Origin of the sequence: Neomesorhizobium albiziae (assembly GCF_900114255.1) — a bacterium.
GTDB lineage: Bacteria > Pseudomonadota > Alphaproteobacteria > Rhizobiales > Rhizobiaceae > Neomesorhizobium > Neomesorhizobium albiziae.
The window spans coordinates 32,561-46,139 of the sequence record NZ_FOSL01000016.1; the positions used below are offsets into that span (position 1 = coordinate 32,561).

A 13,579-nucleotide genomic window follows, 5' to 3' on the forward strand; every position below is an offset into this window, starting at 1 on the left:
CGGCAATACCAATTGGCGGATCATTTCCCGGGGTTGGATATCTCTTCGGCATAACGCCTGGTTTCTTCGATTCGTTCCGGCGTCGCGGGATGGCTGGAGAGGAAATCATTCTTGCCGGTATCGCCGAGCTTGTCGCGCAGCAGTTCGAAGAAGCGCGCAATCGCGGCCGGATCGTGGCCGACCTTGTGCATGAGCTCGACGCTATAGCGGTCGGCCTCCGCCTCGGCGCCGCGCGAATAGGACAGCGAAGCCAGCGCCGATCCCTGGACCAGGATGTCCCCGGTGCCTGAACCGATGTCGCCGCCGATCAGCATGATGAGCGCGGTGACACCGGCGGCGCGGTAAAGCTGCCTGAGGCTGTGCTGGCGTTCGACATGGCCGATCTCATGGGCGAGAACGGCGAGCACCATCTCGTCGTCATCCGCCAGCTCCACGAGTTCGTCGGTGAGCACGACCGTTCCGTCGGGAAGCGCAAAGGCGTTGGGCCCGATCGTGCCGCCGGCGCGGAAATTCAGCGTATAGGCCGGAGCGTCTTCCGGGGACGCCGGCGCCGCGGAGCCGCGCAGCGTCAGCTTTGCCATCGCGGCAAATTGATCCGAAAGCGCCTTCTGCCGCTCGATGCTGAGCTTAGTCTCCTCGAAGAAAGTCTGGTCGAGGGAGACCAGGGCGCCCTGGCTGAGCAGTTTCGGCACGACCGGCGGCGTGACCGCGACCGCGACCTCGACCAGCACCGGCACGGCGAAACGGTAGAGCACGAAGCAGAAGGCGACGACCAGGGCGGCGAAGAGGATGAGTCGCGGGTGGAACTTTTCGAGGCCGTGAACGAAACCGAAATGCCGTTTGCCGCGCGGCCGCACCATGTTGTCGATGGTATCGTTGTCGCTGGTCTCGAAGACGCTTCCATCGGGGAAGGTGACGGTGCGCGGGATCGACCCGACGCGGTCGGATATGGTGAGGGAGGCAAATGGCGCGGAGGCAAGGACCGCGCCGCTGTCGCGGTCGGCGGCGACGACTGTCGCGTCTTGAGAGATGGTCAGCGACGCCGCCTTGGCGCGGCCGACGGCTGGCGGACGCCACTGGCCTTCGGCTGAAAGCGGCGGACGGGCTTCAGAAGCCAAGGTCGAACCCTTCCAAATCCATATATTCCGACCCGAACGCGCCGCCTTCGTCGCGGACGGTGCCGACATACTCATCGAGCGAACCGGTGGTGTCGAGGGCGGTGACGGTCGCGAGGTATGAGGCCATGCGGATCGCCGCCCATGGCCGCGCGAAGCCCAGCGTCGCCAGCGTGGCGATGAGGTTGGTGATCGAAATCCAGGCATAGCGACGGCGTCCGATTGACGATGCCATGACGTGCCTGCCGTCGATGATGGTCGCGTTAAGGGCGACGTTGCGCGTACCTGCCTGATAGAACAGGCTCGCCACCGCGAAGAGGATCCCGAGCGGGATCAAGACGATGTAGAGCAGGAAAATCAAGTGAAGCGGCGGAGCCGCGTTTTGTAAATCGATCTGGTTCAGTTGATCATTCATGGCGTAGCCGACGACAGTCAGCCACACGAAAATTGCGAGTAAGGTGCCGACTATCATGAAAGCCGGGAGCCACCACTGGCCGTAGAGTTTTCCCAGCCGCGGGTCGCTGGTGATGGGACGGTCGCCGTAACGCAAATTGCCCAGCGTGTAAGTCCACATCCACCGTGAGGCGAGCGGCAACAATATGCCGAGCGTGCCGTAGGCCAGCGCGGTACCTAGAATATAAGCCCGGAATGCGCCCCAGTAACCGCCGGTGAAATCGAACCGCACGTTGCGGTAGCTGGTCACCCGCGCGCTGAAGCGCATGCCGCGCATGACCAGCCAGGGCAGCACGAACAGGAATGCAACGGCGAACAGCAGGCTGGCCAGCGGCGCGAAGGTCGCCAGAAGGTTGTAGGCGACCAGAAGCACGACAACGAGGATGCGGCCGATCAGGATCTGCTTTGGCCGGGCGTGATAGTCGAAGGTGGCGCCGGCGAGATGGGTGTTGCCGTAGAAATAGCGCTGGCGGCGGACTTTCGCCCAGGCCGAATAGATGCCCAGCGTGACGATCGTCAGAAGCACGTTGACGATCCAGATGCCGAAATACTCGCGCACCGTGCCGGTGAAGGAAAAATTCTCCCGCTGCATATGAATGGCGCGCGGCGCGGCCGCCGGCGCTGTTTCTGTGTCTGCCATGTTCCCCCTCGTGGCGTTGCGGGCGATCGGCGCACCGCAACCGCAACTTTGCCGAGAATGCGAACACCCGCAAGGCATGGACGGCACAGCGATCGTCTTTTCAAACGCCAAGATACATGTTACCAGCCCGTGCCAATCCTGAAAGGGAACTTACGAGTCGGCGCTGCCCAACGGGCCAGCGCCCCTTTTGCATTATTAGGGATAGGCAATGGCAAAGATCATCGAGACCGCAACCGGCGCAATGGCGCTGACCTTCGACGACGTGCTCTTGCAGCCCGGTCATTCCGAGGTGATGCCGGGGCAGACCGATGTCTCGACGCGCATTGCCGGCGACATCGACTTGAACATCCCGATCCTTTCGGCGGCGATGGATACTGTCACCGAATCGCGCCTTGCCATCGCCATGGCGCAGGCCGGCGGCATCGGCGTCATCCATCGCAATTTCTCGCCGGCCGAGCAGGCCGAGCAGGTGCGCCAGGTCAAGAAGTTCGAATCCGGCATGGTCATCAACCCGGTGACGATCGGGCCGGATGCGACGCTGGCCGACGCGCTGTCGCTGATGCGGACCTATGGCATTTCCGGCATCCCGGTGGTCGAGAACGGCGGCACAGGCGGCCAGACGGTGGGGCGGCTGGTCGGCATCCTGACCAACCGCGACGTGCGTTTCGCTTCCGACCCGGCGCAGAAGGTCTACGAGCTGATGACGCGCGAAAACCTGATCACGGTGAAGGAGAACGTCGACCAGGGCGAGGCCAAGCGCCTGCTTCACCAGCACCGCATCGAAAAGCTGGTGGTGGTCGACAAAAAGGGCAACTGCGTCGGGCTGATCACCGTCAAGGACATCGAGAAGTCGCAGCTCAACCCGCATGCCTCGAAGGATGCGCAGGGGCGGCTGCGCGTCGCCGCCGCCACCAGCGTCGGCGATGACGGTTTCGAGCGGGCCGAGCGGCTGATCGAGGCCGGCGTCGACCTGCTCGTCATCGACACCGCTCACGGCCACTCGCAGCGTGTGCTTGACGCGGTGACGCGGGCGAAGAAGCTTTCCAATTCGGTCCGCATCATGGCCGGCAATGTCGCAACGTCCGCCGGCACCCAGGCGCTGATCGACGCCGGCGCGGACGCCGTCAAGATCGGCATCGGGCCGGGCTCCATCTGCACCACGCGCATCGTCGCGGGCGTCGGCGTGCCGCAGCTTTCGGCGATCATGTCGGCGGTGGAGACGGCGCAGAAGTCCGGCGTTTCGGTGATCGCCGACGGCGGCATCAAATATTCGGGCGACCTCGCCAAGGCGCTGGCCGCAGGAGCAAGCGCCGCGATGATCGGCTCGCTGCTGGCCGGCACCGACGAAAGCCCGGGCGAGGTCTATCTGCACCAGGGCCGCTCGTTCAAGGCCTATCGCGGCATGGGTTCGGTGGGCGCCATGGCGCGCGGCTCGGCCGACCGCTATTTCCAGGCCGAAGTGCGCGACACGCTGAAACTGGTGCCGGAAGGCATCGAGGGACAGGTGCCCTACAAGGGACCGGTCTCGGGTGTGCTGCACCAGCTGGCCGGCGGCCTCAAGGCGGCGATGGGTTATGTCGGCGCGCGCGACCTCGCGGATTTCCGCAATCGCGCGACCTTCGTGCGCATCTCCAACGCGGGCCTGCGCGAGAGCCATACGCACGACGTGGCGATCACCCGCGAGAGCCCGAACTACCCCGGCGCCTGACGCTTTCGCAATGCGCTTCCTGCGGCATAGCTACGCCTATGTCTTGACCGCGGCGCTGCTGCTGGTGGCGATGACCGCGCTCGAGCATCTGTATTTCCGCAGGCTGAGCGGCGGCATTCCCGCCCTCGACATGCGCTTTGCGGGTTTCTCGGACGAGGACGTCACGAAATGGCTGATGGGGCTCGGCGCGCACGGCCGCGAGGCCGTGCTTGTCTGGCACTACCTGACGCTGGACATGGTGCTGCCGGTGGTGCTCGGACTGGCGCTGGCGAGCCTGATCGCCGCAGCCGGCAACCGCTTGCCGGGCTTTGCCCGCCTTGGCGAAACGGCCAAAGCCGCATTCGCCGTCGGCCTGGTGATGCCTTACGTGGTTGCCGATTATGCGCAGAATTTTGCGGTGGTGCGCATGCTCGACGACCCGACCATGGCCACGCCCGCCGCGATAGCGCTTGCTTCCGGCCTGAATGTTGCGAAATTCGCGCTTGCCGCCGTACCGGTGGCCGTTCTTCTGACGCTGTTCCTGGCAGGCCGGAGGAAACGCTGACGTTCACCCCGCCATCAGCACGCCGCGCAGGTCGCGGATGATCCTTGCGAGTTCCAGGCATTCGTGGTGGCGCGGACTGTTGCGCCGCCAGGCAAGGCAGATCGTGCGCGAGGGCATCGGCTCGGCGAATGGCACGATCTTGAGATCGGGAATGACGCCGGACGGCCGCGCCGCCATTTCGGGAATGAGGGTGATGCCCAGCCCATGCGCAACCATCTGCAGAAGGGTGGTCAGGCTGGTGGCGCCGTAATTGGCCATGGCGACGGGCTTGACGCTGCCGCAGAGCGCCAGCGCCTGCTCGCGCAGGCAATGGCCTTCTTCCAGCAGCATCAGCCGTTCGAGCGCCGGGCTTTCCGGCGGCACCGGCGGCGATGCGAAGCCCGGATCGCCAGCGGGAACTGCGAGGAAGAAGCGGTCTGGGAAGAGTTCTTCCGTCACCAGGCCGGGAAAATCGAGGGGCAGGGCGGCGACGAAACCGTCGATGCGGCCGCTCGCCGTTTCCTCGACCAGCGACGCGGTGACCGCCTCGCGAAGCTCCAAAAGCAAGGCCGGGAAGCGCGATTTCAGTTCCGGCAGCAATTGCGGCAGGAGGTAGGGCGCAACCGTCGGGATGATGCCCAGCCGAAAGCGTCCCTCCATGGCCAGCCGGCCGCGCCTGGCGACGGATTCGACGTCTCTTATTTCGCCGAGGATGCGTTCGATCCTGGGCTGCAGCGCCTGCGCCTCGTCGGTCATGCGCACCGATTTTCCGCTGCGGTCGAAGAGCTTGCAGGCAAGCCGCTCTTCCATCTCGGCGATCTGCGAGGAAAGCGCCGGTTGCGACACGCCCGCAAGGGCCGCGGCACGGCCGAAATGCAGAGTCTGCGCCAACGCATCGAAATATTGCATCTGGCGAATGGTCAAGCGGATCATAGGCAAAGCTTATCGATAATAACAGGAAAGGCAATTTGTCTTTATCGGTGACCGGCGCTAATCTCAAAAGATTCCAGGCTGGCGCGGCTTCAAAGCCCCACCTGGCAAGATTTCGGCAAAACCCAAATGAGGGAGGCGCAAGCCATGACGAACGCAACGACACCATTTCCGCGGCAGGCCTAGCGAATTCGATCGCGCCCGGCGCGCGTCTGGGACGCTGCGGACACCGGGTTGGCTCGAATTTCCGCCGGACCACGCAACCTATCAACGAAATCAAAGAGGCAATCGGAGAAAACATGGACGCGAAAACTGAAGAGGGCGCCGGCAAGTGCCCAGTGGTGCACACGACCGCTGCCAGGGCCAACCGTGACTGGTGGCCGAACCAACTGAACGTTCAGGTGCTGCACCAGCAATCCGGCCTGGCCGATCCGATGGGCGAGGCGTTCGACTACGCCAAGGAGTTCGAGAGCCTCGACCTCGACGCCGTGATCAAGGACCTGCATGCCCTGATGGCCGACTCGCAGGACTGGTGGCCGGCCGATTTCGGCCACTACGGGCCGCTATTCATCCGCATGGCGTGGCACAGCGCCGGCACCTACCGCATCGGCGACGGCCGCGGCGGCGCCGGAGCCGGCCAGCAGCGTTTCGCACCGCTGAACAGCTGGCCGGACAACGTGAACCTCGACAAGGCGCGCCGGCTGCTGTGGCCGATCAAGCAGAAATACGGCCGCAAGATCTCCTGGGCCGACCTGATGATCCTGACCGGCAACGTCGCCCTGGAATCGATGGGCTTCAAGACCTTCGGCTTCGCCGGCGGCCGCGCCGACGTGTGGGAGCCCGAGCAGGACATCTACTGGGGCCCCGAAGGCAAGTGGCTGGCGGACGAGCGCTATTCCGGCGACCGCGAACTGCAGAGCCCGCTTGGCGCTGTGCAGATGGGCCTGATCTACGTCAATCCGGAAGGGCCGAACGGCAATCCGGATCCGCTCGCGGCGGCGCGCGATATCCGCGAGACGTTCGCGCGCATGGCGATGAACGACGAGGAGACCGTGGCGCTCATCGCCGGCGGCCACACCTTCGGCAAGACCCATGGCGCCGGCGATACGGCATCGGTAGGCCCTGAACCGGAAGCCGCCGACATCGAGCTGCAGGGGCTGGGCTGGGCCAACACGTTCGGCACCGGCAAGGGCGGCGACACGATCGGCAGCGGCCTGGAAGTCACCTGGACCTCGACGCCGACCAAGTGGACCAACAACTTCTTCTGGAACCTGTTCGGCTACGAATGGGAACTGACCAAGAGCCCGGCGGGTGGGCATCAGTGGACGCCGAAGCATGGCATGGGCGCAGGCTCGGTGCCGGATGCGCACGACCAGTCGAAACGTCACGCGCCGTCGATGCTGACCACCGACCTCGCGCTGCGCTTCGACCCGGCCTACGAAAAGATCTCGCGGCGTTTCTACGAGAATCCGGACCAGTTCGCGGATGCGTTCGCACGGGCCTGGTACAAGCTCACGCACCGCGACATGGGCCCGATCGCGCGCTATCTCGGCCCGCTCGTCCCGAAGGAGGAACTGCCCTGGCAGGACCCGATCCCGGCGGTCGATCATGTGCTGATCGACGAGCAGGACAGTGCCGCCCTCAAGGCCAAAATCCTCGCGTCCGGCCTGTCGGTGCCGCAGCTGGTCTCGACGGCCTGGGCATCAGCCTCGACGTTCCGCGGCTCCGACAAGCGCGGCGGCGCCAACGGCGCACGCATCCGGCTCAGCCCCCAGAAGGACTGGGAGGTCAACCAGCCGGCCGAACTGGCGGCGGTGCTGCAAAAGCTCGAAGCGGTCCAGAGCGAGTTCAACGCGGCGCAGTCTGGCGGCAAGAAGGTCTCGCTCGCCGACCTGATCGTTCTTGGCGGCGCGGCCGCGATCGAGAAGGCTGCGAAGGACGCCGGGCTTGACGTGAAGGCGCCTTTCACGCCGGGGCGCATGGACGCCTCGCAGGAGCAGACCGACGTCGATTCCTTCGAGCCGCTGGAACCCACATCCGACGGTTTCCGCAACTACCGCCGGGGGCCGCAACGCCTGTCGCCCGAGGAGCAACTGGTCGACCGGGCGCAGCTTTTGACGCTGACGGCGCCGGAGATGACGGTGCTTGTCGGGGGCCTGCGCGTGCTCGGCGCCAATGTCGGGCAGTCGACGCATGGCGTGTTCACCGACCGGCCGGGCACGCTGACCAATGACTTCTTCGTCAACCTGCTCGACATGGGCACCCAGTGGCAGCAATCCGCCAGCACGGAAGGCGTGTTCGAAGGGCGCGACCGCAAGAGCAACGAACTCAAGTGGACCGGCACCCGGGTCGACCTGATCTTCGGCTCGCACTCGCAGCTCAGGGCGCTCGCGGAAGTCTACGGCAGCTCCGACGCCAAGCAGAAATTCGCCAGGGATTTCGTGGCGGCGTGGGCGAAGGTGATGGATGCCGACCGCTTCGATCGCGCCTGAGAGCCCCGTTTGCAAACTCTACTGCGGCGGCCACTGCATCGGCCCGAAAATCGGAATCGATTTTCGGAAAGCACGATGCAGCGATTCAAAGTCTTAGAGCGTCCTTTGCGTGTCCCAAGGGACACGCGGCGCTCTAATGACGGCGTTTTCTGCGCTTCCGGTGCTCACGGACTTGAATGTCCGCTCCGCTCCGGTTCTCGAAACCACCGCCATTTGACTCGCCGCAGCGAGTTATCAAACGGCTTCTGACAAGCAAACGGATCACTTCTCAAAGAACAGGCGCGGAGCGATCCGCGCCTGTTTTCTTTTGAAGCGCCGTCCGAATGCGGATTGTTTTTCACGATCCCGTTTGAGCGCGCTTGCCTGCGAGCGCCTGGCCGGATAGTCAGGCGTTTCTCGGGTAAGCCGACATAGGGATCACCGACATGCGACTTGGCGGACGGCTGGCTGCAGCCATCGAAGTTCTCGAAGACATTGAAAAGCGCCACCGGCCCGCGGCCGATGTGCTGCGCGACTGGGGCCTTTCCCATCGTTTTGCCGGCGCGGGCGACCGGGCAGCGATCGGCAACATCGTATATGACGCGCTGCGGCGCAAACGTTCGGCCGCCTGGCTGTTCGACAGCGATACGCCGAGGGCGCTGGGCTTCGGCGCGCTTGTGCTCGAATGGAGCGAGACGCCGGAGAGCCTGAACGCGGCAATCGATGGTGACAAGTTCGCTCCCGAACCGCTGAGCCAGGACGAGGCCAGGGCATTGACGTCGCGCGCGTTGACCGAGGCGCCGGACGCGACGCGGGCGGACTGCCCCGACTGGTGCGCGCCGCTGCTTGAGGAAACATATGGCGATGGCTGGGTTGCCGAAGGGCACGGGCTTTCGCAGCGCCCGCCGCTCGATCTTCGGGTCAACACGCTGAAGGCCGACCGCGGCCGGGTGCTGGCCGAATTGCTGGGCACCGGGGCCGAAGCATCGCCACTTGCGCCGCAGGGCATCCGAATTCCGCCGATTGCCGGCCACGGCCGGCACCCGAACGTCCAGGCCGAACCCGCCTTCCAGAAAGGCTGGTTCGAAGTCCAGGACGAGGGGTCGCAGGTGGCCGCGCAGCTTGCCGGCGCCGAACCCGGTATGCAGGTGCTCGACTATTGCGCCGGCGCCGGCGGCAAGACGCTTGCGCTCTCCGCATCGATGGAGAACCGCGGCCAGATCTTCGCCTACGATTCCGAAAAGACGCGGCTGGCGCCGATCTTCGACCGCATCCGCCGCTCCGACAACCGCAACATCCAGGTCGTCGCGCGGCTGCCGGAATTGTCGGCGCTGGAGAACCAGATGGACCTGGTGCTGATCGACGCTCCGTGCACGGGGTCGGGCACCTGGCGCCGGCGGCCCGACGCCAAATGGCGGCTGACGCAAAAGCAGCTCGACGTGCGCATCGCCGAGCAGACGGCGATCCTCGATGCGGCGAAGGCCTTCGTGAAACCCGGCGGGAAGATCGCCTACATCACCTGTTCGGTGTTCCAGCCGGAAAACGCCGGCCAGGTCGAGGCATTCCTGGCGCGCAACGAAGATTTCGAGCCGCTCGATCACCGTGCTCTTTGGGACGGAAGCTTCCCGGGCAAGGCGGGCAAGGCGAGGATCGACGAAGGGCGGGGCGTGTCGCTTTCGCCGGCCGGAAGCGGCACCGACGGATTTTATTTCGCCGCACTTTCACGGAAAACCTGAATGAAGTAGCGCTGGCCGCCGCGCCCGCCGCGCGGGAGGAGTTTTCATGGATGTTCTGATCGACCAGTTGACCAATTTCAACAGCCTGGTTGGGCACCTCAACTACGTCCTGGTCATCCTTTCCGTTTCGATGAGCAGCATGCGCTGGCTGCGCATTTTCGCCATCGCCAGTGGAGTTGTCGGCGTCTTCTATTACGGCTTGCTCGTAAACGACAGGATCAGCGCCGGCTGGGAATTCATCTTCGCGGCGGTGAACGCCGTGCAACTGGCGATCGTCCTTCTGGCGGGCCGCCGGCGCGCCACAGGCGACGACGAAAAGTTCCTGGTCGAAACGGTGATGCCGACGATCGAGCCCAATCTGCGGGCCCGCATGCTGAAGCTGGCGCGCTGGCAGACGCGCGAGCCCGGCGACCTGCTGGTCGAGGAGGGGGAGGCGACGCCCGACCTGGTGTTCATCGCCAGGGGCGCTGCCAGCGTCGAGCGCGGCGGCAAGATCGTCGGTGTCTGCGGGCCGGGCGATTTCCTCGGCGAGATGAGTTTTCTGAGCGGCCGGCCGGCGTCGGCGACCGTACGGGTGGCCAACGAGGTGCGCTGCTGCATCTTCGATCCCGCCGTGCTGAAGGCTGTCAGCAAGAAGCATCCGGGCATCCGCCAGGCACTGGAATACAGCTTCAACCGCAACCTCGTCGGCAAGCTGGAGCGTATGAACGATGCGAACCACGCGCACGCCCCGGACAAGCCCTCAGCCGCGCCCGCCGACGAAAAAGCCGAGCCGGCGCCGCCGATCCTGACCGGCGAAGAGCCGACGATACTGACAGGCGAGGAGCCGAGGCCGCTTCCCGGCTCTTGATTTTGCGGTGCGTCGAGCAAACCAAACAGTCGAGTTTGCGCTGCAACATAACAATTGCGTGCCAACCGTCGCTTTGCGATAAGCGGCAGGAGCATTTTGCAGCACAAATGCGGCTAACAAACAGATAGAGCGGAATGCCCGAAGCACTCCACTCTAGTCTCGATGCGGAGATAGACCGGGCCGATGGCAGAGGCAAAGATCACAGCGGATCCGAATTTCGAAGATCGCGTGCGCTCCTCGTTTGCAAGGCAGAGCGCCATGATGACGCTGGGGGCCGAACTGACGCTGGTGACGCCGGGCATCATCGAGATCGAGATGCCCTATTCGATGGCGCTGACCCAGCAGCACGGTTTCCTGCATGCCGGCATCATATCGACCGCGCTGGATTCGGCCTGCGGATACGCCGCCTTTTCGATGATGCCGGCCAACGCGGCGGTGCTGACGATCGAATTCAAGGTCAACCTGCTGGCGCCGGGCAGGGGCGAGCGCTTCCTGTTCCGCGGCTCGGTGACCAAGCCCGGCCGCACCATCATCGTTGCCGACGGCCAGGCCTATGCGTTCGGCGCCGACGGCGAGGCCAAGCTGATCGCCACCATGACCGGCACCATGATGACGGTGGTGGGCCGCGACGGCATCGAAGGCTGATAGATACGCCAATGATCCCTCTCACCTCGCTTGCCGGCAAGAAGGTTCTCTTCGTCATGGCGGCCGAAGCGGAATACGGCCCGCACCTCCGGCATCGGTTCGTGCCGTTGATGACCGGCGTCGGGCCGGTGGAGGCAGGCGTCGTGCTGGGCGCCGAACTCGGCCGGCGCGAAACGAACGGCACGCTGCCGGACCTTATCGTTTCGCTGGGGTCGGCCGGCAGCCGCAGCCTCGAACAGACGGAAATCTACCAGGCGGTGTCGGTGTCATACCGCGACATGGATGCCTCGGCCCTGGGCTTCGAGAAGGGGGCGACGCCGTTCCTCGACCTGCCGGCGACCGTTCCCCTGCCGCACCGCATTCCGGGCATCCGCGAGGCGAGCCTGTCGACGGGCGCGACCATCATTTCAGGCGAGGCCTACGGGGCGATCGCCGCCGAGATGGTCGATATGGAAACCTTTGCCTGCCTGCGCGCCTGCCAGCTCTTCGGCGTGCCCTTGATCGCGCTGCGCGGCATTTCGGATGGCGCGGCCGATCTCAAGCATGTCGGCGACTGGACCGAATACCTCCATGTCATCGACGAGAAGCTGGCGGCGGCGGTGGACAGGCTGGGAGCGGCGATCGCGGAGGGCGCGTTGATATTCAGGTAAGGCCGGCCTGCAAATGGCGGCTTTCTGCGCTTGCCGGTGCTCACGTACCCGAATGTACGCTGCGCTCCAGTTCTCGAAATCCGTCATTTTCGACTCGGCCTGACCTGAATCTCACCACACCCTTCGCCCGGCCGGCTCCCATTTTCCCGGTGGATACGCCGCGCGGTTGAATCAAAGTGTGAGGCAACTGATGCGGTGGATTATCCACCCGATTCAAAATGCGATGAGAGCGCTCCAACCCATTGCGCCGACTCGTTTCTTTCTTTAAACGCCCGCCATGACGAACCAAGCTCATCCCGACACCGTCCTCATCATCGACTTCGGCAGCCAGGTCACCCAGCTGATCGCCAGGCGCGTTCGCGAAGCCGGCGTTTTCTCCGAAATCGTTCCCTTCCAGTCGGCCGACGAAGACTTCCGGCGTATCAAGCCGAAAGCCGTCATCCTTTCCGGCAGCCCCCACTCGACCGTCGACATCGGCAGCCCGCGGGCGCCGGACGCGATCTTCGATGCGGGCATCCCGGTGCTCGGCATCTGCTACGGCGAACAGACGATGTGCGCGCAGCTCGGCGGCAAGGTGGAGGCAGGCCACCACCGCGAATTCGGCCGCGCCTATCTCGAGATCGAGGATGACAGCGCCCTCTTCGACGGCGTCTGGGCCAAGGGCACCCGCCATCAGGTCTGGATGAGCCACGGCGACAAGGTGACGGCCATTCCCGACGGCTTCCATGTGATCGGCACTTCGAGCGGCGCGCCCTTCGCGGCGATCGCCGACGAGGCCCGCAAGTTCTACGCCGTGCAGTTCCACCCCGAGGTGGTGCATACGCCAGACGGCGCGAAGCTGTTGCGCAACTTCGTCCACAAGATCGCCGGCATCGAGGGCGACTGGACCATGCGCGCCTATCGCGAGCATGCGGTGGAGGCGATCCGCAAGCAGGTCGGTGACAAGAAGGTCATCTGCGCGCTGTCGGGCGGCGTCGACTCCTCGGTGGCAGCACTGTTGATCCACGAGGCGGTCGGCGACCAGCTGACCTGCATCCTCGTCGACCACGGGCTGATGCGGAAGGACGAGGCCAGGAACGTCGTTTCCATGTTCCGCGAGCACTACAACCTGCCGCTGATCCTGGTCGACGCGTCCGAGCGCTTCATCACGGCGCTTGAAGGCGAGGCCGATCCGGAAACCAAGCGCAAGACCATCGGCCGCCTGTTCATCGAGGTGTTCGAGGAGGAGGCCAAGAAGCTCGGCGGCGCCGATTTCCTGGCGCAGGGCACGCTCTATCCCGACGTCATCGAAAGCGTGTCGTTCAGCGGCGGCCCCTCGGTGACGATCAAGTCGCACCACAATGTCGGCGGCCTGCCAGAACGCATGAACATGCAGCTGGTCGAGCCGCTGCGCGAACTGTTCAAGGACGAGGTCAGGGCGCTGGGCAAGGAGCTCGGCCTGCCGGACAGCTTCATCGGCCGCCACCCGTTTCCGGGACCGGGCCTTGCCATCCGCTGCCCCGGCGGCATCACCCGCGAAAAGCTCGAAATCTTGCGCGAGGCCGACGCGATCTATCTCGACGAGATCCGCAAGGCCGGCCTCTACGACGCCATCTGGCAGGCCTTCGCCGTGCTGTTGCCGGTGCAGACGGTGGGCGTCATGGGCGACGGCCGCACCTACGAGTTCGTTTGCGCGCTGCGCGCGGTGACCTCCATCGACGGCATGACCGCCGATTTCTACCACTACGACATGAACTTCCTCGGCCAGGCAGCCACCCGCATCATCAACGAGGTGAAGGGCATCAACCGCGTCGTCTACGACGTTACCTCGAAACCGCCCGGCACCATCGAGTGGGAATGATTTTTGGCGGCCTTGGCG

Annotated in this window: 11 protein-coding genes; 8 read left to right on the forward strand and 3 right to left on the reverse strand. The window is 64.7% G+C overall.

The features are described from left to right. Positions 1-20: 20 nt before the first annotated feature. On the reverse strand, positions 21-1,118 hold the full coding sequence (locus F3H98_RS21410) for a M48 family metallopeptidase (RefSeq protein ID WP_244621838.1): 1,098 nt from the start codon (positions 1,116-1,118) through the stop codon (positions 21-23). After that, positions 1,108-2,208, reverse strand: coding sequence for a YjgN family protein (locus F3H98_RS21415; protein WP_149762362.1), 1,101 nt, complete (start codon positions 2,206-2,208; stop codon positions 1,108-1,110). Before F3H98_RS21415 ends, F3H98_RS21410 begins: the two co-directional genes overlap by 11 nt. Before the next feature lie 208 nt (positions 2,209-2,416). On the opposite strand from F3H98_RS21415, the gene guaB reads away from it, so the two are divergent. Both guaB and F3H98_RS21425 read left to right on the forward strand, forming a co-directional pair. Next, positions 2,417-3,916: an IMP dehydrogenase gene (gene guaB, locus F3H98_RS21420; RefSeq protein ID WP_149762363.1), complete on the forward strand. Its 1,500-nt coding sequence runs from the start codon at positions 2,417-2,419 to the stop codon at positions 3,914-3,916. Between the two features lie 10 nt (positions 3,917-3,926). Further along, positions 3,927-4,460: a hypothetical protein gene (locus F3H98_RS21425; RefSeq protein ID WP_149762364.1), complete on the forward strand. Its 534-nt coding sequence runs from the start codon at positions 3,927-3,929 to the stop codon at positions 4,458-4,460. Positions 4,461-4,463: 3 nt separating this feature from the next. Here F3H98_RS21425 and F3H98_RS21430 read toward each other — a convergent pair whose 3' ends face one another. Next, positions 4,464-5,372, reverse strand: a complete 909-nt coding sequence (locus tag F3H98_RS21430) for a hydrogen peroxide-inducible genes activator (protein WP_149762365.1) — start codon at positions 5,370-5,372, stop codon at positions 4,464-4,466. 296 nt (positions 5,373-5,668) lie between these two features. On the opposite strand from F3H98_RS21430, the gene katG reads away from it, so the two are divergent. From katG to guaA, 6 genes are all read left to right on the forward strand, one after another. Beyond that, entirely contained in the window at positions 5,669-7,861 is a 2,193-nt protein-coding gene (katG, locus tag F3H98_RS21435; RefSeq protein ID WP_149762366.1) for a catalase/peroxidase HPI, read from the forward strand. 425 nt (positions 7,862-8,286) lie between these two features. Further along, positions 8,287-9,576: an RsmB/NOP family class I SAM-dependent RNA methyltransferase gene (locus F3H98_RS21440; protein ID WP_149762367.1), complete on the forward strand. Its 1,290-nt coding sequence runs from the start codon at positions 8,287-8,289 to the stop codon at positions 9,574-9,576. 46 nt (positions 9,577-9,622) lie between these two features. After that, positions 9,623-10,426, forward strand: a complete 804-nt coding sequence (locus F3H98_RS21445) for a Crp/Fnr family transcriptional regulator (RefSeq protein WP_149762368.1) — start codon at positions 9,623-9,625, stop codon at positions 10,424-10,426. Between the two features lie 183 nt (positions 10,427-10,609). Next, a complete protein-coding gene (locus F3H98_RS21450) occupies positions 10,610-11,071 on the forward strand; it encodes a PaaI family thioesterase (RefSeq protein WP_149762369.1) in 462 nt (153 codons plus the stop codon). 11 nt (positions 11,072-11,082) lie between these two features. Then, positions 11,083-11,721: a 5'-methylthioadenosine/S-adenosylhomocysteine nucleosidase gene (locus tag F3H98_RS21455; RefSeq protein WP_149762370.1), complete on the forward strand. Its 639-nt coding sequence runs from the start codon at positions 11,083-11,085 to the stop codon at positions 11,719-11,721. 277 nt (positions 11,722-11,998) lie between these two features. Continuing rightward, on the forward strand, positions 11,999-13,561 hold the full coding sequence (gene guaA, locus F3H98_RS21460; protein WP_149762371.1) for a glutamine-hydrolyzing GMP synthase: 1,563 nt from the start codon (positions 11,999-12,001) through the stop codon (positions 13,559-13,561). Positions 13,562-13,579: the final 18 nt, after the last annotated feature.

What these genes read in the sequence shown, in the direction of transcription:
- F3H98_RS21440 (WP_149762367.1), top strand. Translation starts at nt 8,287, where the DNA reads ATGCGACTTGGCGGACGGCTGGCTGCAGCCATCGAAGTTCTCGAAGAC.
- guaA (WP_149762371.1), top strand. Translation starts at nt 11,999, where the DNA reads ATGACGAACCAAGCTCATCCCGACACCGTCCTCATCATCGACTTCGGC.
- F3H98_RS21455 (WP_149762370.1), top strand. Translation starts at nt 11,083, where the DNA reads ATGATCCCTCTCACCTCGCTTGCCGGCAAGAAGGTTCTCTTCGTCATG.
- F3H98_RS21430 (WP_149762365.1), bottom strand. Translation starts at nt 5,372, where the DNA reads ATGATCCGCTTGACCATTCGCCAGATGCAATATTTCGATGCGTTGGCG.
- guaB (WP_149762363.1), top strand. Translation starts at nt 2,417, where the DNA reads ATGGCAAAGATCATCGAGACCGCAACCGGCGCAATGGCGCTGACCTTC.
- F3H98_RS21425 (WP_149762364.1), top strand. Translation starts at nt 3,927, where the DNA reads ATGCGCTTCCTGCGGCATAGCTACGCCTATGTCTTGACCGCGGCGCTG.
- F3H98_RS21445 (WP_149762368.1), top strand. Translation starts at nt 9,623, where the DNA reads ATGGATGTTCTGATCGACCAGTTGACCAATTTCAACAGCCTGGTTGGG.
- F3H98_RS21450 (WP_149762369.1), top strand. Translation starts at nt 10,610, where the DNA reads ATGGCAGAGGCAAAGATCACAGCGGATCCGAATTTCGAAGATCGCGTG.
- F3H98_RS21415 (WP_149762362.1), bottom strand. Translation starts at nt 2,208, where the DNA reads ATGGCAGACACAGAAACAGCGCCGGCGGCCGCGCCGCGCGCCATTCAT.
- katG (WP_149762366.1), top strand. Translation starts at nt 5,669, where the DNA reads ATGGACGCGAAAACTGAAGAGGGCGCCGGCAAGTGCCCAGTGGTGCAC.